This window comes from Paenibacillus sp. BT-177, assembly GCF_025846815.2.
Classification (GTDB): Bacteria; Bacillota; Bacilli; order Paenibacillales; family Paenibacillaceae; genus Paenibacillus; species Paenibacillus polymyxa_C.
In genome coordinates this window covers 355,211-381,207 of sequence record NZ_JAOYTP010000003.1, presented here as the reverse complement: position 1 = coordinate 381,207, position 25,997 = coordinate 355,211, and the positions used below count along the sequence as shown (strand labels likewise).

Sequence of the window (25,997 nt, the reverse complement as noted above, 5' to 3'; positions counted from 1 at the left end):
CCTTTATATTTATAAATATAATTAATGTATTTATGAATTACATAGCTGTAGAGGAGGTTTCGACATCCAAGAACCGTTGTATACCTGTAAGATGATAATAGAAAAAAACTTAAAGGCTTTGAAACTTCTATGACCGTGCTATTCCACACTCTCTTTTTTTATATGTAGTGGCCCCTTTTATACACTATGATATGTAAAACACCTTGCTCTCTTTTTAGGTAAAAATTATAAATTATGGTTGACGTTATATATTTGTGGGAGTATGCTAGTTTCGAAAAATAACTAGGAGGTTTGTGTATGTTTAGGAAAAATAAGTTTTTTGGCATGGGGTTAGCAACTATCCTCATGTGTTCCGCCTTCTCGGGAAGCCTCGCCTCTGCGGATCCTAAGGCAACTGAGTACGATGCTTCATTTTTTGAAAATCTCAAACAGCGGGCCATTGTCCATGAACTTCAAGAACACCAGATTGCCGTTAATCCAAAAGCATCTATTGCTGAACTACTGAATACAGCGGATAGTACATCACTAAAGAGTAAAAGTAATAGTGATCTACAACAAAATCTGGAGAAGCTTAACAAATCGGAATACATATATCTTACGCTCGATGGAAAAGTATACAGCTCAGAAAAAGGTTATGTAGGCATGGCGGATAAAGTTGAATCAAAAGAAGATAGTGTAACGGATGCTACTTATATGAAAACAAACTCTTTGAGTGAACCAAGCAACAATCATGATGTTTCCATATCAAGTAAAAATAATCCCACTCCATCGCAAGTGAGTGGAGGAACAACAGGAGCTTTTTCAAGGGTTCAATTGAAATTTGACGGATTCGATGGTGTGACTGGGAATTTTTGGCTTCCCTATGTTCATAGATTGGGAGATGGAGAGCAGCCGTGGTTCTACTTCGGCTTTGATTCAGCAAAAGGACGGGGAGTTGAAGGAGGATTTTCTTACCAGACTGGTCGGAAAGTTTGGCAGGGATATGTTAGAAACAGTAATCGGTTTGAATATTCTTACGGAACATGGTCAGAGGGAGCAGAAATCAAACCTATGAAATTCTACATTGACTCTAATTCTGGCGATTCTTATCTAATAGTTGGCTCCGAGAAAATTGTCGTTATGATGACTTTTTTTGATGAATCTGATTTTCCTTCGTTGTCTCTTAAAAGAGTTTTTTCAATAGCGAAAAATAACTTTGATGGGAACAATATTTATGGGGCGATAAGTGGGGATTTTTATAATTTACTAGTTTCCAAGGTTAACTCAGATTACTACTATTCTTGGGGGGATTACCCTGAATATTCATTGTGGGACGGGGAAAAATGGCATGGAACTATTGCTTGGCCTACTTATTATATTAAGTACTATGATCCCGACACTAGGATGGCTAGTTGGATTCAAAACCAAAATAGATGATTATCACATTTTTATGAATGGTAACTACGTTATAAGTTTATAGGAGAACGGTATGAAAACTAATTTTTTAATATGTTTTCTAATTACTTTATTGTGTTTAAATCCAATAGTAGGGGACGCAACTGCTAAATCTCAAGAAATCCCTATTCATTTTAAAGTAAACGATTTCTATATTTTATATACTCAACCTGAACCACCATTTGTTGATCCTAAAGGAAGGTTGTTAATTCCCCTCAAAGCGGTAAAAGATTTACTGGGAGGTAAGGTGGCGTACAATGCTATGAATAAAACGGCAACGGTAAATTTATTGGAGCGTAGCGTAGTAGTCACCATTGGATCAAGAGATATTTCTATTAATGGTGAGCCTGTAACAATGGATACCGTACCTGTTATAAAAGAGAATGCTATGTTTCTCCCTATTTCGGTGTTGGTCAAGGATACGGATGCCAAGATGCAATGGGACTCAGAACGGGGCTTACTGAAGTTGGAACATGATAGTTTTAATAAAAGTCAGGTGCTTCTTAGCTTTTTGGGGCAAGATCTTGCGGAGGTAACGAATAAGGAAGCCTTTGACCTACACAGTTATGAATGGAATGGTGTAGGAAAGCTAATAATTCACGCAAACTATGATGAAAGCTTGAAATTTTCCAAGAAACAAGTGGACATCCGCCCTTTAATAATGTATGGGAAAACATTTACTATGGATCCTTACTCTAAATCTATACCAGGAAGCAAAATTCAATGTACAGGAAAAGGGAAGCTGACGTTAAAACGCGATTTCGGGAATATGGGTGAAAAGGTGCAATATATTATTGCAGCGGGACGACTTGTTGATTAGAGCGAAGAGTAAATTATACTGTATAACTTAACCTCACGGTATATAATAAAGAGAGACCGGATCCATAATGATCCGGTCTCTCTTTATATGAATATTTTGATTAGTATAATATAAACAAGTCATAATCTTAGAAGGTAATGATTTGACTGCTGTTCCCTTTATTGCGTACAGTTCCATCGACTCTATCAATGGACTCTTCGTCTTTAAGAAAATTAATTATGCCATCTGTCAGGTTGCTTCTTTGTAAATTTGACATCTTGTTCCAATCATCCGGATTTACATACACATCCACGTTAGCTTTATTGCTGTCGCCTCTTACGCTGAAATCAAACCCGTATCCGGCGTAGCTGCTGTATCTGTTGAATAAATCACGTTGGATACTGCTTGCGTCGAAAGATGTACCTACTTTTTTAATCGTAACATCGCCTCTGCTATTGGTTGTAAAGGTTGCTAATTTATCTCTATTACTAGAGTTCTTAACCGTACCCTCTACCTCGGCATCTTTGTACTCTTTCAAAATATCTTCAACGATATCTTCCAGATAGGTCCTTTGTTTGCTGCTAGATAAACCTTCCCATCTGGATTTCGTCATTTCGATGGTCACTGTAATATCCTTTTTGTTGCCACTGAGCTCAATATCCGAATTAGTATCGTATTTATCGCTGTGATCATCGTTCAGCTCCTTTTGAAGATCCTTCAAGGTGCTAGAACTATTTTTACTCGCTTCATCTTTCAGCGTCTGATTGTCTTTTTGCAACTGAGCAATGGTAGCATCTTTCGTTGTGTTCGCTGCTTTTGCTGTGTTCAGTTCTTGAGTCAGCGTTGTAATCTGATTGTTCAGTGCTGTAACTGTAGATTGATCAATAGGAACGCCGTTGTCAGCAATGACTACGCGTTTGTTTGTGCCATCCCATGTTACTTTTTTATCCAAAGCGGTACCTGCCAACTTCAGCGGGATATAGGTCACGCCATCCAGCAGAAATGGTTCTGTTTTAGCATCCGAGGCAACCTCGGTTCCGTTATAGATAATTTTAATATTGTTATATACTGCTTGGATCGGCTTAGTTACTTGTGCAGCATATGTAGATTGGCTGAACAGAGCCCCGGAGATGGCCAAGGCCGACACGGCAGTGATGATGACTGGTTTCTTCATGGACTTCAATGATTTCATTCGTTGGTCTACCCCTTTATTTAAGAATTATAGCTTGATACATAGACTAGAGTAACATTAATACATACAAAATCCAACAGGTTGGAAGGGTTGTTATTGGTTGTGCTTATATTAGTTAGACGCAAAAGCGACTGTAAAAGTTGCCCTGTTTGCGTAAATATTTTTCCAAAAGTAACTGAACAAAATAAAACAAGCCCACTGTACAAGACAGCGGACTTGTTTGGAGTACAGTGCGTTAGGGTATCAAAAGTTGGATTATTTGTGGTCCTTCAGTTTGCCTGCTGTTTCCTGAAGATGGCCTTTGGCTTTATCCAATTTACCTTCGGCTTGAAGTGACTTATTATCTGTAGCGTTCCCGATTTGATCCTTGATTTCGCCTTTAGCTTTATTTACATTACCTTTGATTTTATCGCTAATTCCGTTATCCTTCATGGTATAGAGCCCTCCTCATATAATCAAACTTTCTTTCAGCATGCTGTAGTTACTCATTACCCGAGCGAGGGTAATACGAAACGTAAGGCTGTAGATCACAGACAGGGGCATAATGTTGGAGACGGGGTTAACTAGATCGTGAAATAAGGAGTGAGCGTATGCTCAAAATTTTATTGTTTATTCTCGTTATTCAACTTATTTATGTATCGGCGTATACACTACGTATGATTTTGACGCTGAAAGGACAGAAGTACATTGCTGCACTCATTAGCACCGTGGAAGTTACGGTCTATGTGTTGGGCTTGAATGTCGTGCTTAGATATCTGGATCAAGTGGCAAGTCTTGCGGTATACGCCATCGGCTACGCAGTAGGTATTCTTATTGGGGCATGGATTGAGGAAAAAATAGCGCTCGGTTATGTCACCGTGAAGGTGATCAGTAATGAAATCAATGGAGGGATTGCCAATGCGCTGCGAGACAAAGGCTACGGCGTTACAGCCTGGCTGGGCAGTGGACGTGATGGAGAACGTTTGGTGATGGAGATATTGGCCAAGCGAAAAAACCAGAATAAGCTGTATCAATCCATTCTGGAGCTGGACCCCAAGGCTTTTGTCATTACAGTGGAGCCAAAGCAATTTCACGGCGGTTTCTGGACCAAGGCTATCCGCAAATAAGGATTTTGGTAAAATACGCATATTTTCCGTAGGTTGGAGTATATTAATACCCGCACAGGAGGGAATTAACAGTATGCCGACAGGGGATGTTCCCCTATAACAACCAAGGGGGGATATAGATGTACAGACGCCAGGCCCCGGAAATCATTCCAGAGGAAAATACGGCTATTTGGTCGTGTACCAACGAGGGTTGCAACGGATGGATGAGAACGGATTTTACCTTTTTGAGCGAGCCAGCTTGTCCACTTTGCCAGGCCACGATGGGACAGGAAATGCGGATGCTGCCGATTCTCAATCGGACGGGCAATTCCTTTGTCGCCCAGCGCTCTTAATTGAAGGTAAGCCTATGATTACGCTGCAAAGATTCTAAACGTCAAAAGCCGCTCCAGCGACATGCTGAGCGGCTTTTGGTTGTGGAATATTCACTGATCATGATCACTCAAGGGGCTGCACGGAATCACGATATACAATATGACCCTGTACAAGGACTCGACCAAAACGACTGCCGGGATGGCTTATTTTTTTCATCATTGAATCCACCGCGGTACGTGCCATTTGCTCAATGTCTACTCCGACCGTGGTCAGTTGCGGAACAATAAGCGTGGCGTATACATCGTTATCAAAGCCGACTACAGAGCAATCCTCGGGTACGCGGTATCCCAGACCAACCAGCTGGTGCACCAGATTGTGAGCAACCTGATCGCAGTTGCATACAAAGGCGGTCGGTAGTGGCTGAGGCAGCTCCATTTCAACATAGGACCCTTCGTCGTCCCGGTCACTGAGTACCCACTCGTTACGGAGGGGCAACCTGTGCTCCAGCAAGGATTTATAGTAGCCGAGGAAACGATCTTGAATACTACTGGTGGAATAGATATTTCCCACATAAGCAATATCTCGGTGCCCCTGGGCGATCAAGTAGTTGGTCAGCTCATAGGCTCCGTAAAAATTATCCGTCACCACAGAGTCGATATCGGCATGCTCATCATAAAAGTCGAGAAACATTTTAGGTTGGTCCATGGTTTGTACCAGCTCAATATATGGCTTGCTCACCTGGCCCAGAAGAATGAAGCCGTCCACCTTACGGTCGTAATAGATACGTGGCAGATTAAGCTGTTCTTCGTCCTCGCGATGGAGGATGTGAAGGATCCCGTAGTAGCCGTATGGCTCCAGTGCTCGTGAAATTTGCTGGTAAATATGCAGATAAAACGATTGGCCAGGACCGGTAAAACGTTCAGGGATGACAACACCAATGTTATAGGTGAGCCCTTCCTTCATGGACTTGGCAACGGTATTGAAACGATAACCCATTTCGCCCGCGAGCGTTTTAATACGTTCTTTTAGCTCCTCGCTAACCCCATCCTTGTCATTGAGCGCCTTCGACACGGTCACGCTGCTTATTCCCAGCTTATCTGCAATATCCCGCATCGTTACGTTGCTCTTCATTCCTGTTCCGCCTTCCAATTTTAAAAAGATAAGCATTTTGCCTACATCCAGATAAGAGTTGCAAAATGCTGGGGTGAATATGGATAGCTTATCCGCTTGTAGAAATTCAATTAGCTTAGCGGTGCAGCTGCTCTATAAAGATACAAGGACTGGCAGCCATAGCTGCCCATAGAACAACAATTAGCCTGCGGGTAACAGTTGTTCTATGGATAGTATACATGGTTCCACAAGCAGGATAAAGCTTACGGCTTAGATCTGCTGGGAAGGACGGTTGCTTGCTTGCAATAGCGCTTCATTGCGATGGATCAGCTCACGGCGGATAGCGGCGCTGCCGAGAGAACGCAATGGGTCGGACGGTGTATTGAAGGTGTAGTCTTCTAGACGGGCAATGGTGGTCGTCGCTACGTGGATACGTGTATCACTGGACGCGTAGTATATGAAGACTTCATCTCGTTCATTAACGACTGCCCCATTGCAGAAAATAACATTCGAAACATCACCCACGCGTTCCTCATCATAAGGAGCCAGAAAATGCCCGCCAGGCTTGGCAATGACGCGCGTAGGGTCTTCCAGACTGGTGGCAAAGGTATACAGCACATATCGCAGCCCGGCGGCTGTATTGCGTACCCCGTGAGCGATATGAATCCAGCCACGACTCGTTTTGATCGGAGCAGGACCTTGCCCGTTCTTGACTTCGTATACCGTATGATAGTAGCGCTCGTCAATGACAGTCTCGTGTTCAATCACGGGCTGTGTAATATCTTTGCAGAGACCGAACGCGATGCCTCCGCCTGAACCGGTGGAAATAAACCCATCTTGGGGACGAGTATAGAAGGCATATTGACCGTCCACAAATTCGGGGTGCAGGACAACGTTGCGTTGCTGCGGAGACTGGGTAGTGATGTTGGGAAGCCGGGTCCATGTGCGAAGATCACGAGTGCGGACCAGTCCAGCCTGAGCGACAGCGCTGGAGGTATCGTGGGCTGGCGCGTCAGGGTCCTTTTTCTCCGAGCAATAAATACCGTAAATCCAGCCGTCCTCATGCTTCACCAGCCGCATATCGTACATATTGGTTTCATCCGGGTCGATATCATCCCATACTAAGGGAGCGTCAATGAACCGAAACTGATCAATACCGTTATCGCTCTCTGCCAAGGCAAAAAAAGACTTTCGATCCAGTCCCTCGGTGCGTGAAACAAGAATGTATTTTCCTTCATGATAGATCGCTCCAGGATTCAATGCCGCATTCACACCCAGTCGTTCCATGAAAAAGGGGTTGGTTTGTGCATCCAGGTCAAACCGCCAGTGAATGGGAACATGATGGCGTGTGAGCACCGGATAGAGGTAGCGTTCATAGATACCATTGTAAAAGGAGGTTTTAACCTCATTGGGGCGCGTAATCAGTTCTTCTTGCTGCAACAGCAGCTCATTGTATTTGCTATGAATCATTGTTTATCCATCCTTTCCAGCATTTCAATGCAAAATCGGCTGTTATGATATGGGCACTTCCAAGGGCCTGCAATCTCTCTCGCGTCAGGCTTACCGTCGGCTTGAACCGACCAAAACCATTCGCCTCCGGCGCGCGGGTCGATGATATATTGGCGGGTATAAGTCCATAGATTTCTTACGATTTGCAAAAATCGTTCATCCTGTGTCCGCTGAAACGCATTGTAAAAACCAACCATTGCCTCGGCCTGTACCCACCAGATACGTGAAGTGTCTACCCGCTCTCCCTCCCGCTCGTTGATGAGCGATCCGTCTGGCTGAATAGCCCGCTCAGCTACCGCGCCGGCAATATCCACCACCATATTCACATACTCGGATGGATGATAACCCAGTACATTCATTGCGTCCTCCATCAACCAGCTGGCTTCGATGTCGTGACCATATGAGGTCAGATCGAGCAGTGAGCGCCATTCGCGGTCGAAGAAGACTCCCAAGCGCCGGGCGGAAGCATCGTAAACACGATGGTATAAAATGTCCAGCACGTTCTTCAGTGCGTCCCGAATCTCTTCGTTTGGGTAGGCACGCAGCAATTGGGTATACGCTTCCAAAACATGAATATGCGTATTCATGGTAATATGCGCGGTAACTCCATTTTCGCTGAGTAGCTCATTAGGCTGCGCGTTCCACGAACGATCATATTGTTCACCGTATGCCTGTAGAGCAGGATCATATCCTTTCTGCTCCACAAGGTGAAACAGTTCCATTGCCAGTGGCAATGCATTCGGGTCATCCGTAGCTCGTGCATATTCTGCCAGCGCATAGATGGCAAATGCCTGCGCGTAGATATGCTTACACGTATCCACAGGTTGCCCGGTGTAGTCCACCATCCAGTACATTCCTCCATGTAACGGGTCAAGCAGGTGATCTTGCAGAAATGTAAAGGCATGTCGTGCCGCGTCTGCATAGGCGCGTTCCCCAGTTACACGGGCTGCTGCTGAGAAAGACCAAAGTAGTCGCGCAGTGGCGATGCCACCTTTGTCCGCTTGTTTATGGATGTGCAGATCCACGTCTACCTCTCCATAAAATCCGCCATGCGTTTCATCTTTCAAGCCTAACCAGAATGGGAGTATGTGTTCCTTCCATTCCTGTCTAATTTCGTGTACTAGTGTTTCCAAGAGACAAAGCCTCCTTCGGAAAATTATTTATTAGTTTATCGTTAACCTTACAGAAGTATCATATCTAGGTGTTTATAAACTGTCAACCATGCTAGATTCGTGTTTTTTACAAGAAGAGGACCACGATATTTTACAAAAAAATATTGTAATTGACACAGTAAGCGCTAACATAATAAAATGATTTTGTTAGTTTAACGATAACCTTATTAAAAACAACAGGAGGGGTCGTCTCATGAAGTTGTCCAAGGTTTTGATGTCATTACTATCCGTGCTTTTGATAGCGGGGCTGTTTACTGGCTGTAGCTCAAAGAAAGATGCGCCAGCTGCCGGTTCTGATCCGAAGGGTCCGGAAGGGGAAATTACGGTGATCACACAGCGGACAGATATTGTGGATACCGTATTTCAGGATTACGCCAAGGAATTTAACAAACTTTATCCGAACGTGAAGGTCAATTTTCAGGCATTGGCCGATTATGATGGTCAAATTAAAATTCGGATGGGAACCCGGGATTACGGAGATGTGTTGCTGATTCCTGGCAGCATTCCGATTGAGGAGCTTCCTAATTTTTTTGAGCCACTAGGTACTTATGACGAGATGAAAAACAAGTATACCGGCATTGAAGAACGTACAGTGGATGGTAACAGCTACGGTATTCCGATTGCGATGGTTTACTCTGGCGTGATTTATAACAAAAAAGTGTTCAAGGAAGCAGGAATCACACAAATTCCTAAAACACCGGATCAATTCCTGAAAGCGTTACAGCAAATTAAGAACAAAACCAAGGCAGTACCGCTGTTTACGAACTATGCCTCTGGTTGGGCACTGACCCAGTGGGAGTCTAGCCTGGCGACAGTAGCGGGTACGAAGGAATACGTGAATGTGACACAACCGAATTCGGATGATAATTTCACGAAGGGTCAGCCCCACTATGAGCTGTACAAGGTCCTGTACGATGCGGCTAAAAATGGTCTGATTGAAAAAGATCCAACGACTACGGATTGGGAGACCTCCAAGGCGGATCTTGCACAAGGCAAAATCGGTACGATGGTGCTTGGCTCTTGGGCGATTGATCAGATCAAAAGCGTAGCTTCTAACAAGGATGATATCGGTTTTATGCCTTTCCCGACGAATGCTTCCAAGGTACTTGTACCGCTGGCAGGTGACTTTAACCTCGCTATTAACGTAAACAGTGAAAATAAAGAGGCGGCCCGTGCCTGGGTGGATTGGTTTACCGAAAAATCCAACTATGCCGTAGAGCAGGCAGGCAGCATTAGTCCGCTGAAAGGTGCCGAAATGCCTGCCATTTTAAAGCAGTATGAGAAAGAGGGAGTTGTTTTTGAGCCTCTCACTCCGTCTCCGAAGGGGCAGGAGGGAATTGTCGATAAAATCGATAAAACGGGAGAAATCGGCTTGTGGCAGCCTGATTTCAAGAAACGCATTATTGAGGCAGCGGTGGGTAACCGCCCGGAATCGTACGACACCATTATGAAGGATCTGAACGATGCATGGGTGAAGGCGCGTGCTGAAGTGGCAGCCAAGGAAGCAAAATAGCCATCTGAACTGACCATAAGAAGAGATTGAAGTGGCAGTTGATGGACGGATAGCCAGGAGGTGCAGCATGTTTAAATTTTCGAATCTCAGCTACTCCAAACAAAGATTAGCGATTATTGTTGCCTTTTCATTTATTCCGTTGGCGCTGCTGGTCACTTTTGCGTACTTGCCGGTGATCAATATGTTTAAATACAGCTTTTCGGACTGGAACGGCTATAGTAAGCGTCTGGAATATGTGGGCTTTGAAAACTATATCAAAATCTTTACCGACCCCGAGTATTTCTCGGTGTTTAAGGTCAGTCTGTATTACTTTGTAGCCACGTTTGTACAGATGGGTTTGGCCCTTTATTTTGCAACCATTCTCAGCTTTCAAACCTGGTTTAAAAATTTCTTTAAAGGCATTTTGTTCTTTCCTTCCCTGATGAACGGGGTGGCGATTGGTTTTATTTTTCTATTCTTTTTTAAACCGGACGGTACCCTCGATACTCTGCTTCAGGCAGTGGGGCTGGGTTCGTATGTCAAGCTGTGGCTGGGCAACCCGGAGATTATTAATATTTCGCTGGCTGGTACGTCGATCTGGAGATACATGGGCTTTAACTTTATTGTGTTTCTAGGTGCGATTTCTTCTATATCCAGTGATCTGTATGAAGCAGCCGATATCGACGGAGCCAACCGCTGGCATCAGTTCCGCTCTATAATTTTGCCGACTATCAAGCGAATTTTGCAGCTGAACCTGATCCTGGCAATTAGCGGTGCGATCAGTGCATTCGATATTCCTTACATTATGACCGGTGGCTCCAACGGTAGTAAAACGTTCGTCATTCAGACGATTGATGTGGCATTCAAATACAGCAAGGTTGGTTTGGCCTCAGCGATGGCGGTTGTTCTGCTGTTGATCGTAATTGCTGTTACGTTGCTTCAGCGGTTGCTGATTCGGGGGGAGGAGGACTAATCATGTATAAGCTAAAAAGATTGCTGGCAAACAGCATCAAGTATGCCGCGCTATTGCTAGGTGCGTTCATTGCTCTACTGCCGATTGTTGTGATTTTGTTTGCATCTTTGAAGACGAAGGCTGAATATGCGGCAAGCAGTCCTCTGACTCCCCCGGTGAACTGGCTGAACTGGGCGAACTACGCCAAAGCCTTTGTGGATGGAAATATGCTAACCGGATTTTTGAACACAGCCTTTATTTTGCTGATCTCCATCATCGGGGCTACGTTGACCGGTTCCATGATCGCGTATATTTTGAATCGTTTTAAATTTAAAGGTAAAAGTCTCATGCTGGGTGCATTCTTGCTCGCCACGCTCATTCCGGGGGTGACGACACAGGTATCGACATTCCAGATCATTAACAAACTGGAGCTGTTTAACACACCTTGGGCAGCCATCTTACTGTATTTGGGGACCGATATTATTGCGGTGTATATTTTCCTTCAGTTTCTGGATTCCATCGCAGTGGCGCTGGATGAGTCGGCCATGTTGGATGGGGCTTCCTATCTGACCATCTACTGGCGCATTATTTTGCCGCTGCTGAAGCCTGCCATTGTGACGGTAATCATCATCAAGGGTGTTAATATTTACAATGATTTTTACACCCCGTTCCTGTATATGCCCAAAACAAGTCTTCAGGTTATATCGACGGCACTGTTTAAGTTTAAAGGGCCATACGGATCGCAATGGGAGGTCATTAGTGCAGGCATCATCATTGCGATTATTCCGACGCTGGTTGCATTTTTATCATTACAAAAGTATATCTATAACGGATTTGCACAGGGTTCAGTCAAATAGAAAGATCAAAAAAATAAAGTGTTTAGGTGAGAGGAGAGTCAAGTATGAGTAAATTGAATGTGGATTTGGATGTAGGTAACGTACGAATTGTAGGAGATAGCCTGTCGAAAATGCCGTGGCAGGATAAGCCCGAAGGTAGCGAGGCTCCGGTGTGGAGGCATACTGAAAACCCGGTCATTGGACGGAATCCGGTACCCGGCATTGCCCGTATTTTCAACAGTGCAGTAGCTCCGTATGAAGGACGGTTTGTAGGAATATTTCGTGCTGAAACGATTAATGGACGTCCGCATTTGCATCTCGGCTGGAGTGACGACGGGTTGGCTTGGGACATTGAGACAGAGCGTCTGCATTTGGTCGATGAGGAAGGGAATGAGTATCAGCCTAATTATGCTTACGATCCGCGTTTGGTTCGAGTGGAAGACACGTATTATATCATCTGGTGCACAGATTTCTATGGAGCAGCACTGGGGATCGCACAAACAAAGGATTTCAAAAGCTTTGTGCGATTGGAAAATCCGTTCTTGCCGTTCAATCGCAACGGAGTGCTGTTACCTCGTAAGCTAAATGGAAACTTTATGTTGCTATCCCGTCCGAGTGACAGCGGTCATACGCCGTTTGGGGATATTTTCCTAAGTGAAAGTCCTGACTTGGTCTATTGGGGCAAGCACCGTCATGTAATGAGCAAGGGCGGTCAGGGCTGGTGGCAATCGGTGAAGATTGGCGGCGGACCAGCACCAATTGAGACGACCGAAGGCTGGCTGATGTTTTATCACGGGGTGACAGGGACATGCAATGGTTTGGTATACAGCATGGGCGTAGCAGTTCTTGATCTGGATGATCCGTCCAAAGTTAAATATCGTTCCTCCAACTTCGTGTTAACTCCAGAGGAATGGTACGAAGAGCGTGGCTTTGTTCCAAATGTGGTGTTCCCGTGTGCTACACTGCATGATGCAGACACCGGAAGAATTGCAATTTATTATGGAGCCGCTGATACGTATGTAGGTATCGCATACACGACAGTATCTGACATTATGAAATATGTCGTCGCAACGGATGAAGTAGTTGCAGATGACCGTGAGTCAGGCCGGATGTAGGAGGAAATTTACATGCCGGAGGATATGTCTTTACAGCAGCTACAGTCCTATATGGGAAGTAATCCAAAACCGCAGGATTTTGATATGTACTGGGAACGGGCGCTACAGGAGCTGGAACGACAGCCACTGGAATATACACTGGAGCCTGCCGATTTTGTCTCTCCGCTGGTGGAGTGTTACCATCTGTATTTTACTGGAGTGGGCGGGGCAAGGGTACATGGGAAGCTGGCTCGTCCCAAGCATCTTACGGAACAAGGTCCAGCCTTGGCGATGTTCCATGGGTATTCCTGCGATAGTGGCGACTGGTTCGACAAGGTGAGCTATGCGGCACACGGATTCACTGTGCTGGCTATGGATTGCCGAGGACAAGGTGGACTGTCCGAGGACAATTTGCAGGTTCAGGGAACGACGGTTCGCGGCCATATTATCCGCGGGATTGACGACCCGGACCCGGATCGGTTGTATTACCGCAACGTATTTTTGGATACGGTACAGACGGTGCGCATTCTAATGTCTATGGAGCAGGTTGACCCTGAACGGATCGGTGCATTTGGCTGCTCCCAAGGCGGGGCACTAACGGTTGCCTGCGCTGCATTGGAGCCGCGTGTCCGTGTGGCGGTACCGGTATATCCGTTCCTGTCGGATTATAAAAGAGCTTGGGCGCTGGATGCAACGACATCGGCCTATGAGGAACTGGTTTATTATTTTCGCTGGTTTGATCCCAATCATGTACGTGAGAGCGAAGTGTTTCACCGCTTAGGCTACATCGACATTCAACATTTAGCAGACCGTATTCGAGGACGGGTGCTATTCGTGACAGGGCTATCCGATGTGATTTGCCCACCTTCCACACAGTTCGCAGTGTACAATAAAATCGTATCGGACAAGGAATTGCTTGTGTATCACGAATATGGTCATGAGTATTTACCCTATCTGTCGGATCGTGCCATGAGCGAATTTTTGCGGCTGTAGGGGTTGAACTTAACCAGAGGCTCCTTTATAGTAATAGCTATAACCTTCGTGAAGCGTAATAAATGAATGCCCCATTTGTATAACCTCAATAATATGGTTTGAGGGTCTCTACCAGGAACCGATAAATCCTGATTACAAAAAGTGTACGTCTTGTACATTTCTTGTGGTCAGGATTTTTTGCGTGTTACGAGGGATTTACATGACAGCAAAGGAGCTAATGTAATGAACTTCAAAGTAGTTATTTTAACCATTGCGACCTTTACGGTAGGTCTGGTGGAGTTGATTATCGGTGGCGTGCTGCCCCAGATTGCACAGGATTTGAATGTCTCTGTAAGCACGGCAGGACAGCTTATCATGATCTATGCGCTTGTGTACGCTATTGCCGGGCCGACTTTGTTGGCGTTGACCGCCAAAATTGAACGAAAACGACTGTATTTGTGGTCGATGTTTATCTTTATCCTGGGAAGTCTGCTGGCTTTCTGGAGTCCGAACTATGCTGTGTTGTTTATATCTCGTATCGTTACTGCTGCAAGTGGGTCGTTGATCGTGACATTGTCACTAACCATTGCGGTTAAAGTGGTGTCCAAAGCTTATCAGGCCCGCGTTCTCGGTGTGATCTCCATGGGGGTCAGCTCCTCTATCGTGCTAGGCATCCCAGCCGGGGTGCTGATTGGAAATGCGTTTGGCTGGCGGGTGCTATTTCTGATTATTGCCTTGTTGACCGTAGTTTCTATGATCATCATGAACTTGTTTATGGAACGGATTCCGACAGAGCATGTTGTGCCTATGCGTGAGCAATTGAAGTCCTTGAAAAATGTTAAAGTGATCAGTGCCCATCTGGTCACTACGCTGACACTGGCGGGGCACTACACGTTGTATGCGTACTTCACTCCGTTTTTGGAAAACCTGATGGGCTTGAACGCTTCATGGGTGAGTGTCGCCTATTTTGTCTTTGGATTGGCGGCAGTGAGCGGCGGCTTTATTGGCGGCTCTTTGGCCGACCGATTCGGCACAGCGAAAAGTATTCTCATTGTCGTAGGTGTGTTTATCGCTGTGATGTTCCTGCTGCCGTTCTCGATTCACTCGATGTATGTGTTTGTGCCGCTTCTGATCATCTGGGGAATCCTGAGCTGGGCCTTGTCGCCCCCAATGCAAAGTTATCTTATTGAAAATGCACCCGAATCAGGCAGTATTCAGCAAAGCTTTAATTTCTCTGCACTCCAGGTCGGGATCGCCCTCGGTTCTGCCTTGGGAGGGGCAGTGATTGATAATAGTACTTCTGTTGCCACGAACGCCTGGGTGGGCGGGGCATTTGTGATTGTTGCTTTTGTCTGCGGCGTATTTTCGATTACGAGAGCGGGGACATCGCAGACAGTCAGAGGACACCACTCCGTCTCATAGCCCAGTAGGATATTTCTCCCTTTTATTATTCGAAAAAACATGTTATACTACTTCCAATTATGAAGAAGGGGGTGAGGTAGGTGAATCACGAGATGCTGAACAACCGTATTAGCCAGCTGCCGATTGCTATGGCTGGCATTGTTCATGCTTTTCCATACAACGGGAGAAGTCTGTCCAATTTTAATCATACGGTTGTAAACATCGCGAGAAGACGCCTACCTTAACTCGAACGGATTGCTGTATTTTCCGAAGAGTCGCGGGGTTGCTCCTGCGGCTCTTTTTGTGTTACCTGGGTAAGGGTCTTCCTAAATAAAGGAGAGCCTGAACATGTACATTGTAAACGGTCAACAATTGAAAAAATACCACGCTGCCAATCTGATTTTAGATGGTGCAACGTTTGATATCCATAAGGGAGAAAAGGTGGGGCTTATCGGTCGCAACGGAAGCGGCAAAACCACCCTATTACGCCTAATTGCACGTTTGTCCCGCCCGGATGAAGGGCAACTCGTCATCGCCAAGGATACGAAAATCGGCTATTTGCCGCAAATCCCGGCAGAGTTTGAAAGCTTCACCGTATACGAAACGCTGGCTTACGCCTATCGTGAGCTGAAGGATTGCCGCAATCAGATGAGCACGCTGGAACGGGAAATGTCAGATCCGGTTGTGGCAGCGAATCCGGAGCTGTTGGAGAAGTTGCTGCAAACGTATGCTTCCCTACAGGAGCAGTTTGAGCGTAACGGCGGCTATGAAATGGATGCAAATATGGATCAGGTAGCGGATGGGCTAGGTATTCCTAAAGCTATGTATACGCGCAACTTCGGATCACTGTCAGGCGGAGAAAAAACCAAAATAGCACTGGCATCACAGCTCATTGGACGGCCGGATTTGCTGCTGCTGGATGAGCCAACCAACCATCTGGATTTGAAAGGGCTGGAATGGCTGGAGCAATTTTTGCAGAGCTACACAGGGGCGTGTGTGGTTGTATCCCATGATCGCTATTTTCTGGATCGAGTTGCTGGCAAGATGATCGAACTGGAGGATGGCGAGGCCTTTACGTACTATACGAATTACAGTGACTACGTTAAGGAAAAGGAAGAACGTCTGCTGCTGCAATTTGAGGATTATAAGGAACAGCAAAAGCGGATCAAAAAGATGAAGGAGGCCATTCGGCGTTTGGAAGAGTGGGGGCGCAATGGCGACAACGAAAAGTTCTTCAAAAAGGCAGCCTCAATCCGTAAGGCGCTGGAGCGCATGGAACTGGTGAAGCGGCCTGTACTGGACCCGCAGGGAGCGGAGTTTAACTTAAAACTGGAGGATCGTTCCGGTCGCCGGGTGCTTCAGTTTGAAGAAATCGCCAAAGCCTATGGAGAACGTCAGATATTAAACGGGGCTACGGGTAGCCTAGAATTCGGTGAAAAGGTAGCTTTGTTAGGAGATAACGGCGCGGGCAAAACGACGCTGCTCAAGCTGTTGCTTGGTCAGGAAAGCGTAGATGCAGGCACGGTCCAATGGGGCGCGCGCGTCGAGTACGGATATTTGGCGCAGCAAGAGAGAGAACGGGATAGCCGGGCGACGGTGCTTGCTTACTTCAAGGAGGAAGCAGGGCTGGAAGAAGGCGAGGCGCGCGGACAGCTGGCGAAGTATTTATTTTACGGCGCGGATGTGTTTAAGCCTGTGAGCATGCTGTCCGGTGGAGAGTGGTCCCGCTTAAGGCTGGCGCTGCTGGTTATGAAAAAGCCGAATTTGTTGGTGCTGGATGAGCCGACGAACCATCTGGACATCGATTCCCGTGAGGCCTTGGAGGAAGCGCTGGGCACCTACACGGGAACGGTGCTGGCGATTTCACATGACCGCTACTTTGTGAATAAGCTTGCTGGGCGCGTGTGGGAGCTGGAGAACGGGAAGCTGTTCTTTTATCTGGGCGGCTTCGATGAATACCGCGCGAAGAAGCGGGAGCTGGAAAACGCTCGCTTGCAACGTGGGGCGGATGCAGGGGGACGATCGGCATCTGCAAGTAGAGCCGCATCTGGTGGCGGCTCAGGCTCGGGCCTAGCTACGCCTGCTGGCGCAGCAAGCAATGATGCGGGAACGGCTTTGCGGACAGGAGCGACCACCGGAGCCGATGCGAGCCGTGCTCGCTCCGGGTCGGCAGGTCGCTTGGGGGCGCCCGATGCCCGGGGTGGGGCACGCGGAGCGAAGGCGGCGAAGCCATCCCGCTCGCCCGCTGCGTCCCGCGAGCGCTTGGAGCGGGCGATTGCCGCCAAGGAAGCAGAATTGGCGGCGACAGATGCCGAGCTGGAGCTGCTCGGTACTGGTAGTGACACGGCGCGCATGGCGGAGCTGTGGGACGTGCGTGAGCAGCTGCAAGCGGAGCTGGACACGTTGCTCGGCGAGTGGATTGAACTGGAGTAAGTGATAGGCTGGTTACTGGATCGGCAACGTATATTTATATAAAGGGTAGCCCTGAGGTAGCACGCCTACTGAAGGGCTATTTTTGTATGGTAAAGAGAATGAGAGATTGGAAAAAGAATAACCATATATTAAAATAAATTGGTATTAATGATTTTTTATTATGTATGTTTACATATAAAGTAATAGATTTACATTTTGCAACATGTGATATTGTTTTATTTGTAAGGGCGAGGCTAATCGCTGTTAAATGAATTTTATATTGTCATCTAGAATTATACATAGGGTTTTCCACATGTTCATATATGACAATATTTCGTATGGATGACGATCTGGGCGGGATGTTGTTCATATAAATCCTTCTTTTCTACTAAAGAGGGGAGACATTTCGGCGGGATAGATATGAGTCTCGTTGAAAGCTGAGGGTATATCTAAATGAAAGGGGGGGAATGCAATGGCTGAAAACTTATTTGATCTGGACGTTCAAGTAAACAAATCTCAAGGTTCTGTAGAGCCTCAGGTTCTGAGCATTGTGGCATGTTCTAGCGGATGTGGTAGCGGTAAAACAGCTGCCAGTTGTGTTGAAACTTGTGGCAACCGATGCTTTACTAACGTTGGTTCACTCTGTTAATCTCGATTGTTGCTTTTTTTAGATAATGGATTTTATTGTACTCCATAAAAGAAAAACAAGAAGGAGGGACCTTAAAGTCCCTTCTTCTTGTTTGATAAATATTTATTTTTTTAACTATATAATATTTAGAGATATTTTTGATATCGTGTTTGGTGATGGAGGGAAAAGGTATGACCGATTTCTTATTGGAAGTAAAGCAGGTAAGCAAAACTGTAGGTAAACGAAGTTTGCTAAATAACATTTCATTTGAGCTCGAAAAAGGGAAAATATATGGATTCATTGGCCCGAACGGAGCCGGAAAAACGACGATGATGCGAATCATGACGGGACTGATGCAGCCTACTAGTGGTTCTGTAAAGATAGCTTCATATGATGTACAGACAGATCGGGAAAAAGCGTTGTCCAAAGTAGGCGCTATCATTGAGTCTCCGGTTTTTTTTGATTATATGACAGGCAGACAGGTGCTGCGTAATTTGTCCCGATTGCACTTAGGTGTTGCATCTTCGGATCGAGAAAAACATATTAAAGAATTATTGGAACGGGTTGGTCTGGAGAATCGCGGGGATGATAAGGTCAAAACCTACTCGCTAGGGATGAAGCAACGGCTTGGTATTGCCCAATCTATGTTGGGTAACCCCGAGCTATTGTTGCTTGATGAGCCTTCCAATGGTCTCGATCCCATGGGGATGCGTGAGTTGAGGGATATAATTCTTCGTTTGCGTGATTCAGATAATTATGCTTTTTTTGTCTCCAGCCATCTGTTGGATGAATTACAGCAAATGTGTGATGAGTTGATTGTCATTAAGGAAGGAACGCTTATTTGGAAGGGGGCCGCTGATCAACTTATCAAAGATGGCCAACGGTTAGAGGATGCCTTTATGGGGCTGATGGGACTATGAAAACACTTGTTTATAGTGAATTTGAGAGATTATGGAGAAGGAAATGGTTTTGGTTATTGGTTTTATGCACCCCTGTACTTGTATATTCGACAGGGATATACATACAGCATACGTTAAGGATTCCTATGAAGGACTTATCCAAAATTTTTATTGTTGCAGGTTTGCGTGAAAATTTATATTTAATATGTAATTTTGCTGTGGCTACCCTGGTGGCTGCTGTATTTACAGAGGAGTTTAGGAGCGGGCAGCTGAGATTGTTATTTGTGCGTCGTTTTACCCGTGGTCAGATCTTCTGGAGTAAGTTATTGGTAGTTAATACTTCTATTTTACTTCTTCTGATTGTATACGCCGTATCCTCGCAAGTAATTGTTGTTTTTTGGAAGTTCTCGCACAATATAAACGGTACAGATATTTTCGGGCAAATATGGTCCCAAGTGTTTGAATATTATGGGTGGGCATTTGCTTCTTTATTAGCTATCAGTTCACTCTATTCTTTTATTGCTATGTGCAGTAAAAGTGTAACATATGCAATTGGTATTTGTATGACCTATAATCTGGGTGTTTTGTTATTTGATCCGTTGTACATGAAATTGGCTACTTTGTTCTCTTCTATTCCACTCTTAAAGAATCTGATTCCATTTTTATTAATTCCATATTTACAATACAAGGGACTGGATCAATCACTGATATGGAATTGGTCCGTCAATGGGGCAATTGTGATTGCCGTCTTGTTCCATCTGATTCTTTTTACAGGGTGGGCTTACCGCCGCTTTACAACGGATGATTATTTGTATTAGGAGGATCTATTTATGTCTGGAATTTGGTTGAGCGAATTAGAGAGAATTTGGAATCGGAAATCTACTTTTTTATTATATATAGCAATGCTCCTTATCATTTTTGTGAATATATGGAGTCTTAAAACAAATGGTACAATGCGATTTCGATTTGGTGAGGGAACTGTAGTTGTTAATAATTTAAATCTGCCATGGCTTATGATGAGCGAAATTTCTCTTTTTTTAATCTTAGCCATGTTGCCTATTCTGTATGTCGATCAATTAGGCGGCGATCTTCATAGCGGAGCATATCGGCTATATGTATTGCGACCATATCGTCGTTTTCAATTCTGGCTTGGCAAGCTGCTCGCTTTATCGGTTACAACCGTCATATTTACAGGTACGGCTTTGATGATAGGCATAGTGGCTGGATGGTTACTGTTTCCCCATACCTCTACCTTTTTTAAATATGGTTCAGGAGCAGTATCTCCCTCATCGGATGCAATCCCATATACGCTTGCATTCTATTTGATTTTAACACTGGTCTGCGTGGCAAAGTTGCTGTTAGTTAGTGCTGTCTGCTTGTTTATTTCAAGACCTTTGTTTGCTTTTATCGCAATTTTTGTTTTATCTGTCGCTCTATATCAGGTGGTTAGACCGCTTGTCTTACTCATGGATCCCTTTCAACAAATTATGCTTGCTTTAAGGGTGGAAGGTTCCTTTAAGTTTTGGATGTGCTTAATCGCAATTATTTTGGTCGGCTCAGTTATCAGCTTTGTGCGTTGGCAAAAGAAAATAATTTAAAAGTTTGTTTTAGAACGGAGGTTCCTTATGAAGACAACAGGAAATCTGTACAAAACGTTAGATTTTTTCATGCTTCGTACTCCTGTATTACCCATTCAAGAGTTTTCTAAATGCTTTCCGAGCAGTGTTAAAGAGGGGGGGGGCGCTAGAGAGATTGCATTAGAGCGTTTATTGGAATTGTCCCGTGATCCGTTCATTCGTGAAGCTCTAGCCGCTTCCAGTCCCACTTTGCTTGAATCTTTGGTACATATCAGTAATCATGAGAATCCGCGCAAACAAGGACAAGTAATCAAAGCTTTTATGCGTTATATCATTAGAATGATTACACGGCCAACGCCGTTTGGCTTACTATCTGGTATCACATATGGGCGATTTGGGGAACGATCGCAGCTATTTTTGCAAGGAACGGACACGTTTAAAAAGCGTGCGAGACCTGATATGGAATGGCTAATGAAAGCGGTTGAGCTGGTTGAAAGTCGAAAGGAGATTGTGCGCCAACTGCGGGTTCGGAGTAATAAATTAATTTATCGCCAGGGTAACCGTGCCAAAATTCCTTATACGACAAGACATGGCAGTATGAACGATGGCGAAGATCAGAGTGTGTCTGTTCGTATAACTCAAGTATTTGACTGTGTAATGGCTGCGAGTTCAGCCTTCATACCATTTTTGGATTTGGTCAATCATCTTAATAAAACTTTTGAGAGTGCTAATATTGAGGTAATTGAACGTTACGTGTGGCAACTTTTCGAACAAGAGTTTCTGATTTCTGAACTTATCCCACCTACGACGACTACTGAACCGTTAAGTCATATACGGTCTGTTCTGAAACCAGTAACAGGTATCGAAGAGTTAAAAGAAGATCTTGATACAATCGCAGATACTTCTGCTAAATATAATCTTCTTCCTATAGGTCAAGGAGAACAATTGTTAGAGAGCTTAAGACAAAAAATGAACAAAATGTTTAGTGCAAAATCAAGTTTGCAAATCGATCTCTCCCTGGAAGATAGAGGTATCATCCTTCCACAATCCATTCGTAAGGATATTGAGTGTGTTGCCGAATTATTGACCAAACTTTCAACGCGTGAAAACAGACCTTTGAATGAGTTTTGTGTGGAATTTTTGGAGAAATACGGACCATATCGGGAGGTACCTTTGCTGGATCTGCTTGATGAGGACACAGGGCTAGGGGCCCCGGCAGGCTATAAACACCCTATGAGTCGTCGAGTACGGTTACAGGACATGTCTCCATCCAAGTCGAGGTCACATCAAGAAAAGCTTTTGTTTCAATGGTTTGTATCTGCTATTCATGAAGGAAAGCATGAAATTGTATTGACAGATAACATGATCGATGAATTGATAAAGGGTCACGATACGGAGAAATGGCTAGCTGCACCTTCCATGGAATTATTTTTTCAGCTAATTACTTCTGATCAGGAGGCTTTGGATCAAGGTGAATATACGTTGCTCTTAGCACCTAATCAGGGGTCTGATGCAGCAGGAAAGACATTCGGTAGGTTTATGGACCTGTTCGGGGAGCCTTTTAACGATATATTTTCTAGTATCCAGTCGGAAGAGCAGCGTTTGCAACCCGGAAAGCTGCTTGCTGGGATATCTTACTTGCCTAGCTCGGGAAGATCAGCTAATGTCGTGTTGACGAAACAAACTCGACCTTATGAGATCGCAATAGGGGCTAATCATACAATGCCGGAAGATCGACAAATTCATATTTCCGATCTAGTCGTTGGTGTGCGGAACGATCACTTTTATTTGAAATCAAAAAGCCGCAATCGAGAGGTTATTGCTAGTTCGGGACACATGCTTAATGCAGAGTTGACGCCTAATATATACCGTTTTCTCGTGGAGGTTAGCGATAATAGTTACCGCCATTGGTCGCCTATGGAGTGGGGATTTGTGGCTCACGCCCCTTTTACCCCACGTCTCAGGTACAAGCATATCATTCTCTACCCGGGAACATGGAGAATTGCAAGTAGCTCATCGAAGAAGATGGCAGACTTCGCCGAAGAGATACGTTTATTTCAAGAGAAGTGGAACATACCACGTTATGTTTATATGATTGAATCGGATAATCGTATTTTACTAGATATGGATCATCCGTTGCATATCGAACAAATATGCAGGGACCTTCAGTCTAAAGGTAAGGTTACCTTGATAGAGCACATTGGCGGCCTTGACAATTCACCAGTCTCCTGTGGAAAAGGACATTTAACTGCTGAGTTTGTATGTCCTCTCGTTCGAAATCAAGCTGAAGATACGCAACATTTTGTGGAAGAGACTGCAGCTTCTCTTGAATTGGTTGCAAAAGAAAATGAGCAACAACCAACAAAGGCAGACTATACTTACCTGCCGGGAGAATCTTGGTTCTACGCGAAGCTTTACGGTATAAATAGCCGACAAAATGAGTTTATAGGTGGATATTGGGAAGAATTTGTGCGGAAGCATCAAGACAACGGTACTATACTTCAGGCATATTTTATCCGATATGCCGATCCGGACAAGCATCTACGTGTCCGATTTGAGCTTTCAAAGAATAGGACAGCAGATGGATTTCTCTCTACGTTTCATAAATGGACAGAAATGCTGCTGCATGAAGGGATGATAGCCAGGGTGGTCATCGATACATATGAGCCTGAGATAGAGCGATATGGTGGAAGTAAACCCATGGCCTGGGCGGAGAGAATGTTTTCGTGCGATAGTGAGGTAACAGCTAAGCTTGTACACCTCATCCGGTTTAACCAAGTTTCCTTAGAAGAAGATATTATAGCCACCTTAAGTGTTATCAATCTTCTCTATCAATTTGGTTACCATGAGAAAGATGCGTTCAACTTACTGAATCGATATTTTGATGTTAAGGAATATCTGGAGAATTTTAGAAAAGAACGGAAGTTTTTTTTACAATGGTTTGAATCCGATCAGGAAATTTCACAATCCATTCAATCCAATCTCCAAGCTATAGAGAGTATTTTCAAAATAAGAAGAGAAGCCGTAAAGCAGTATAGCCATGTACTCTATGAGCATGAAACGGGGGGATTATCCACTAACACAAGAGAAGATATTGTATTTAGTGTAATTCATATGCATCTGAATCGACTGCTAGGGATAGACAGGGATCGAGAACGGAAGATCATGATTATGGCCAGACATGCTCTGAACAGTTTAGTTCAATATCGGGGGAATCGACAATGACCGATATTGAAGCGAAAATGAATCTAGAGTCTTCCACTATCTGGAGGTCGGTGCGACAGGGGTTAAAGTTGTTTTCGTTGGTATTTGGTATGAATAAGACGTACATGGTATCAAGCATTTTCCTGCATATTCTTCAGGGCTTAATGCCAGTCCTGACACTAATAATTATGCAAAACCTTTTAAACAGCATTGTTTCCTTCGGCACTCAAGGCATCTCCTTGATTATGTTACAGTTTGGTATATTTATAGTGATTCACGTACTGAAAAGTGTAGTTACAATGAGCCAAACATTTGTTGAAGGTACGCTGGAATCAGTGCTGTCTAAGTCTCTGAACTTAATGATCGGGAAAAAATCAAGCTCTTTGGGATTAGCTGATTATGAGAATTCGGAAATAAATGACCAATTAAAGCGGGCCTCTCAGGAGGCCTCTTATCGACCGTATCAACTGTATACACAAATGGCAGGGATTTTATCCAGTATGGTTACCATGGTCTCTTCCGCAACCTTGATTCTTCTGTGGAAATGGTGGGTAGTTATCATTCTGTTTGGGATCTCTCTGGTATCTGTATACTCTATTTTTAAGCTAAACAAAGAACAATTTGAAATCTATATGAATCGAACTCCATTATATCGAGAGTCTTGGTATATGACCTACTTGTTGACCAATGATCGTGCAGTCAAGGAGGTCAAAATTTTTAATATGAGTTCTTATTTGCTTAAGAGATACGAGGATTTGCTACAAAGATTTTTTGTAGAGGACCGACGAATTCTGGGGAAACGGGTCACAATCACTTTTATGTACAGTCTGCTGGAGCTTGCTGTGTTGTTAGGAGTAGTATGGGTGGCTATTAGGGAGACCTTTGAGAAAAAAATATTAGTAGGTAGCTTATATGGCTATATTCAAGCAATTATGCTGACGCAAAGCCAGATGCAGGCATTGATTCAGGGAATTGTTCAATTCTCGCAAAATAATTTGTATATGGAACAGTTGTTTTTATTTTTACAGCTTCCCACATCAGATCCGGTCCGTCAGCAAAAGGAACAAGCGCTACCGATTAACCGAAAAAAAAATGAAGATTTTTGTATTGAGCAAATATGTATAGAAGGTGTTTCTTTTACTTACTCGGGTAAAACAGTCCCCTCTATACGTGATATTCACTTAACCGTGAATAGAGGCCAAACTATAGCTATTGTAGGAAAGAACGGTTCAGGTAAATCAACGCTAATGAAAGTACTGATGCAGCTTTACTCCAATTATGAAGGTGTGTTTAAGATTAACGGTCTTTCGGTTCAGGATTATGATCTGCATCAAGTTCAGGACAAAATCGGAGTTGTGTTCCAGGACTTTATGCATTATGAAATGTCAGCACGTCATAATATCGGCTTTGGGTCGCTAGAACGTTTGGAAAAGGATGAAGAGCTCATCCAAGCGGCTCGATATGCAGCTATAGATCAGATTATAACCGAGCTTCCGCAAGGATTAGACACACAACTCGGAAAATGGTTCGAGGATGGCTTCCAGCTCTCGGGAGGACAATGGCAGAGAATCGCAATTGCTCGGGCTTTTTTGCGCCAGGCAGATATATATATTTTAGATGAGCCGAGTTCCTTCTTGGATCCAGTAGCAGAAAGGGATTTGCTGAAGTTATTTCTAGAGTTAATGAAGGATAGCATCGGAATCTTTATAACACATCGAATTTCTTCGGCACGCCTGGCGGATAAAATTGTGGTCATGGATAATGGGGGAATTGTCGAGCAGGGAACCCATCGGGAACTGATGCTACTGGATGGATTATATGCAGAGATGTACAACATTCAAGCTAGTTCATTCAATGACGAGGAAGCTTTGGCCGAAACCGGAGGGAGAGTATAGG

Annotated in this window: 23 protein-coding genes and 1 riboswitch; of the genes, 18 read left to right on the top strand and 5 right to left on the bottom strand. The window is 44.5% G+C overall.

Features of this window, described 5'->3' with window-relative positions; translation table 11 throughout:
* The first annotated feature begins 297 nt into the window (after positions 1-297).
* Both OIU26_RS12170 and OIU26_RS12165 read left to right on the top strand, forming a co-directional pair.
* Positions 298-1,416, top strand: a complete 1,119-nt coding sequence (locus OIU26_RS12170; RefSeq protein WP_264216976.1) for a hypothetical protein — start codon at positions 298-300, stop codon at positions 1,414-1,416.
* A gap of 52 nt (positions 1,417-1,468) precedes the next feature.
* The gene (locus OIU26_RS12165) at positions 1,469-2,254 is read left to right on the top strand and encodes a copper amine oxidase N-terminal domain-containing protein (protein ID WP_264216975.1); all 786 of its coding nucleotides are present in this window, start codon (positions 1,469-1,471) and stop codon (positions 2,252-2,254) included.
* Positions 2,255-2,381: 127 nt separating this feature from the next.
* On the opposite strand, the gene OIU26_RS12160 is transcribed toward OIU26_RS12165, so the two are convergent.
* On the bottom strand, positions 2,382-3,425 hold the full coding sequence (locus tag OIU26_RS12160; RefSeq protein ID WP_264216974.1) for a stalk domain-containing protein: 1,044 nt from the start codon (positions 3,423-3,425) through the stop codon (positions 2,382-2,384).
* Between the two features lie 255 nt (positions 3,426-3,680).
* Positions 3,681-3,857 carry a CsbD family protein gene (locus tag OIU26_RS12155; protein WP_013373642.1) on the bottom strand — a complete coding sequence of 59 codons (177 nt, stop codon included), beginning with the start codon at positions 3,855-3,857 and terminating at the stop codon, positions 3,681-3,683.
* A 158-nt stretch (positions 3,858-4,015) separates the two neighbouring features.
* Between OIU26_RS12155 and OIU26_RS12150 the strand changes: the two genes are divergently transcribed.
* Positions 4,016-4,531, top strand: coding sequence for a DUF2179 domain-containing protein (locus OIU26_RS12150; protein ID WP_025676707.1), 516 nt, complete (start codon positions 4,016-4,018; stop codon positions 4,529-4,531).
* Between the two features lie 119 nt (positions 4,532-4,650).
* Positions 4,651-4,863: a cold-shock protein gene (locus tag OIU26_RS12145; RefSeq protein ID WP_016822696.1), complete on the top strand. Its 213-nt coding sequence runs from the start codon at positions 4,651-4,653 to the stop codon at positions 4,861-4,863.
* 103 nt (positions 4,864-4,966) lie between these two features.
* On the opposite strand, the gene OIU26_RS12140 is transcribed toward OIU26_RS12145, so the two are convergent.
* From OIU26_RS12140 to OIU26_RS12130, 3 genes are all read right to left on the bottom strand, one after another.
* Positions 4,967-5,974, bottom strand: a complete 1,008-nt coding sequence (locus OIU26_RS12140; protein WP_264216973.1) for a substrate-binding domain-containing protein — start codon at positions 5,972-5,974, stop codon at positions 4,967-4,969.
* A 249-nt stretch (positions 5,975-6,223) separates the two neighbouring features.
* Complete coding sequence (locus tag OIU26_RS12135) at positions 6,224-7,423, bottom strand: glycoside hydrolase family 130 protein (RefSeq protein WP_013373638.1); 1,200 nt, start codon at positions 7,421-7,423, stop codon at positions 6,224-6,226.
* Positions 7,420-8,595: an AGE family epimerase/isomerase gene (locus OIU26_RS12130; RefSeq protein ID WP_264216972.1), complete on the bottom strand. Its 1,176-nt coding sequence runs from the start codon at positions 8,593-8,595 to the stop codon at positions 7,420-7,422. The genes OIU26_RS12135 and OIU26_RS12130 overlap by 4 nt, the downstream gene beginning before the upstream one ends.
* Positions 8,596-8,827: 232 nt before the next feature.
* On the opposite strand from OIU26_RS12130, the gene OIU26_RS12125 reads away from it, so the two are divergent.
* From OIU26_RS12125 to OIU26_RS12060, 14 genes are all read left to right on the top strand, one after another.
* Positions 8,828-10,147, top strand: coding sequence for an ABC transporter substrate-binding protein (locus tag OIU26_RS12125; protein WP_165079851.1), 1,320 nt, complete (start codon positions 8,828-8,830; stop codon positions 10,145-10,147).
* A gap of 67 nt (positions 10,148-10,214) precedes the next feature.
* Positions 10,215-11,099, top strand: coding sequence for a carbohydrate ABC transporter permease (locus tag OIU26_RS12120; protein WP_013373635.1), 885 nt, complete (start codon positions 10,215-10,217; stop codon positions 11,097-11,099).
* A gap of 2 nt (positions 11,100-11,101) precedes the next feature.
* Positions 11,102-11,935, top strand: coding sequence for a carbohydrate ABC transporter permease (locus OIU26_RS12115; protein ID WP_025676717.1), 834 nt, complete (start codon positions 11,102-11,104; stop codon positions 11,933-11,935).
* Positions 11,936-11,979: 44 nt separating this feature from the next.
* Positions 11,980-13,029: a glycoside hydrolase family 130 protein gene (locus OIU26_RS12110; RefSeq protein ID WP_264216971.1), complete on the top strand. Its 1,050-nt coding sequence runs from the start codon at positions 11,980-11,982 to the stop codon at positions 13,027-13,029.
* A 12-nt stretch (positions 13,030-13,041) separates the two neighbouring features.
* Positions 13,042-14,001 carry an acetylxylan esterase gene (locus OIU26_RS12105; protein WP_063207181.1) on the top strand — a complete coding sequence of 320 codons (960 nt, stop codon included), beginning with the start codon at positions 13,042-13,044 and terminating at the stop codon, positions 13,999-14,001.
* 55 nt (positions 14,002-14,056) lie between these two features.
* A riboswitch (purine riboswitch) is annotated at positions 14,057-14,156 on the top strand.
* 67 nt (positions 14,157-14,223) lie between these two features.
* Positions 14,224-15,402: an MFS transporter gene (locus OIU26_RS12100; protein WP_264216970.1), complete on the top strand. Its 1,179-nt coding sequence runs from the start codon at positions 14,224-14,226 to the stop codon at positions 15,400-15,402.
* 80 nt (positions 15,403-15,482) lie between these two features.
* Entirely contained in the window at positions 15,483-15,626 is a 144-nt protein-coding gene (locus tag OIU26_RS12095) for an RAxF-45 family protein (protein WP_016822706.1), read from the top strand.
* Positions 15,627-15,729: 103 nt separating this feature from the next.
* Positions 15,730-17,814, top strand: a complete 2,085-nt coding sequence (gene abc-f, locus OIU26_RS12090) for a ribosomal protection-like ABC-F family protein (protein WP_264216969.1) — start codon at positions 15,730-15,732, stop codon at positions 17,812-17,814.
* 451 nt (positions 17,815-18,265) lie between these two features.
* Positions 18,266-18,442, top strand: a complete 177-nt coding sequence (locus tag OIU26_RS12085; RefSeq protein WP_155729784.1) for a gallidermin/nisin family lantibiotic — start codon at positions 18,266-18,268, stop codon at positions 18,440-18,442.
* Between the two features lie 170 nt (positions 18,443-18,612).
* Positions 18,613-19,341 (top strand): ATP-binding cassette domain-containing protein, encoded by a 729-nt coding sequence (locus tag OIU26_RS12080; RefSeq protein WP_264216968.1) that lies wholly within the window; start codon positions 18,613-18,615, stop codon positions 19,339-19,341.
* Positions 19,338-20,138: an ABC transporter permease gene (locus tag OIU26_RS12075; protein WP_264216967.1), complete on the top strand. Its 801-nt coding sequence runs from the start codon at positions 19,338-19,340 to the stop codon at positions 20,136-20,138. Before OIU26_RS12080 ends, OIU26_RS12075 begins: the two co-directional genes overlap by 4 nt.
* Before the next feature lie 12 nt (positions 20,139-20,150).
* A complete protein-coding gene (locus tag OIU26_RS12070; RefSeq protein WP_264216966.1) occupies positions 20,151-20,918 on the top strand; it encodes an ABC transporter permease in 768 nt (255 codons plus the stop codon).
* A gap of 27 nt (positions 20,919-20,945) precedes the next feature.
* The gene (locus OIU26_RS12065) at positions 20,946-24,122 is read left to right on the top strand and encodes a lantibiotic dehydratase (protein ID WP_264216965.1); all 3,177 of its coding nucleotides are present in this window, start codon (positions 20,946-20,948) and stop codon (positions 24,120-24,122) included.
* Between the two features lie 278 nt (positions 24,123-24,400).
* The gene (locus OIU26_RS12060; RefSeq protein ID WP_264216964.1) at positions 24,401-25,996 is read left to right on the top strand and encodes an ABC transporter ATP-binding protein; all 1,596 of its coding nucleotides are present in this window, start codon (positions 24,401-24,403) and stop codon (positions 25,994-25,996) included.
* The last annotated feature ends 1 nt before the right edge of the window (position 25,997 follow it).

What these genes read in the sequence shown, in the direction of transcription:
- OIU26_RS12060 (WP_264216964.1), top strand. Translation starts at nt 24,401, where the DNA reads ATGAGCCAAACATTTGTTGAAGGTACGCTGGAATCAGTGCTGTCTAAG.
- OIU26_RS12135 (WP_013373638.1), bottom strand. Translation starts at nt 7,423, where the DNA reads ATGATTCATAGCAAATACAATGAGCTGCTGTTGCAGCAAGAAGAACTG.
- OIU26_RS12080 (WP_264216968.1), top strand. Translation starts at nt 18,613, where the DNA reads ATGACCGATTTCTTATTGGAAGTAAAGCAGGTAAGCAAAACTGTAGGT.
- OIU26_RS12145 (WP_016822696.1), top strand. Translation starts at nt 4,651, where the DNA reads ATGTACAGACGCCAGGCCCCGGAAATCATTCCAGAGGAAAATACGGCT.
- OIU26_RS12115 (WP_025676717.1), top strand. Translation starts at nt 11,102, where the DNA reads ATGTATAAGCTAAAAAGATTGCTGGCAAACAGCATCAAGTATGCCGCG.
- OIU26_RS12105 (WP_063207181.1), top strand. Translation starts at nt 13,042, where the DNA reads ATGCCGGAGGATATGTCTTTACAGCAGCTACAGTCCTATATGGGAAGT.
- OIU26_RS12070 (WP_264216966.1), top strand. Translation starts at nt 20,151, where the DNA reads ATGTCTGGAATTTGGTTGAGCGAATTAGAGAGAATTTGGAATCGGAAA.
- OIU26_RS12125 (WP_165079851.1), top strand. Translation starts at nt 8,828, where the DNA reads ATGAAGTTGTCCAAGGTTTTGATGTCATTACTATCCGTGCTTTTGATA.
- OIU26_RS12170 (WP_264216976.1), top strand. Translation starts at nt 298, where the DNA reads ATGTTTAGGAAAAATAAGTTTTTTGGCATGGGGTTAGCAACTATCCTC.
- OIU26_RS12155 (WP_013373642.1), bottom strand. Translation starts at nt 3,857, where the DNA reads ATGAAGGATAACGGAATTAGCGATAAAATCAAAGGTAATGTAAATAAA.
- OIU26_RS12140 (WP_264216973.1), bottom strand. Translation starts at nt 5,974, where the DNA reads ATGAAGAGCAACGTAACGATGCGGGATATTGCAGATAAGCTGGGAATA.
- OIU26_RS12160 (WP_264216974.1), bottom strand. Translation starts at nt 3,425, where the DNA reads ATGAAATCATTGAAGTCCATGAAGAAACCAGTCATCATCACTGCCGTG.
- OIU26_RS12165 (WP_264216975.1), top strand. Translation starts at nt 1,469, where the DNA reads ATGAAAACTAATTTTTTAATATGTTTTCTAATTACTTTATTGTGTTTA.
- OIU26_RS12065 (WP_264216965.1), top strand. Translation starts at nt 20,946, where the DNA reads ATGAAGACAACAGGAAATCTGTACAAAACGTTAGATTTTTTCATGCTT.
- abc-f (WP_264216969.1), top strand. Translation starts at nt 15,730, where the DNA reads ATGTACATTGTAAACGGTCAACAATTGAAAAAATACCACGCTGCCAAT.
- OIU26_RS12100 (WP_264216970.1), top strand. Translation starts at nt 14,224, where the DNA reads ATGAACTTCAAAGTAGTTATTTTAACCATTGCGACCTTTACGGTAGGT.
- OIU26_RS12110 (WP_264216971.1), top strand. Translation starts at nt 11,980, where the DNA reads ATGAGTAAATTGAATGTGGATTTGGATGTAGGTAACGTACGAATTGTA.
- OIU26_RS12085 (WP_155729784.1), top strand. Translation starts at nt 18,266, where the DNA reads ATGGCTGAAAACTTATTTGATCTGGACGTTCAAGTAAACAAATCTCAA.
- OIU26_RS12120 (WP_013373635.1), top strand. Translation starts at nt 10,215, where the DNA reads ATGTTTAAATTTTCGAATCTCAGCTACTCCAAACAAAGATTAGCGATT.
- OIU26_RS12150 (WP_025676707.1), top strand. Translation starts at nt 4,016, where the DNA reads ATGCTCAAAATTTTATTGTTTATTCTCGTTATTCAACTTATTTATGTA.
- OIU26_RS12075 (WP_264216967.1), top strand. Translation starts at nt 19,338, where the DNA reads ATGAAAACACTTGTTTATAGTGAATTTGAGAGATTATGGAGAAGGAAA.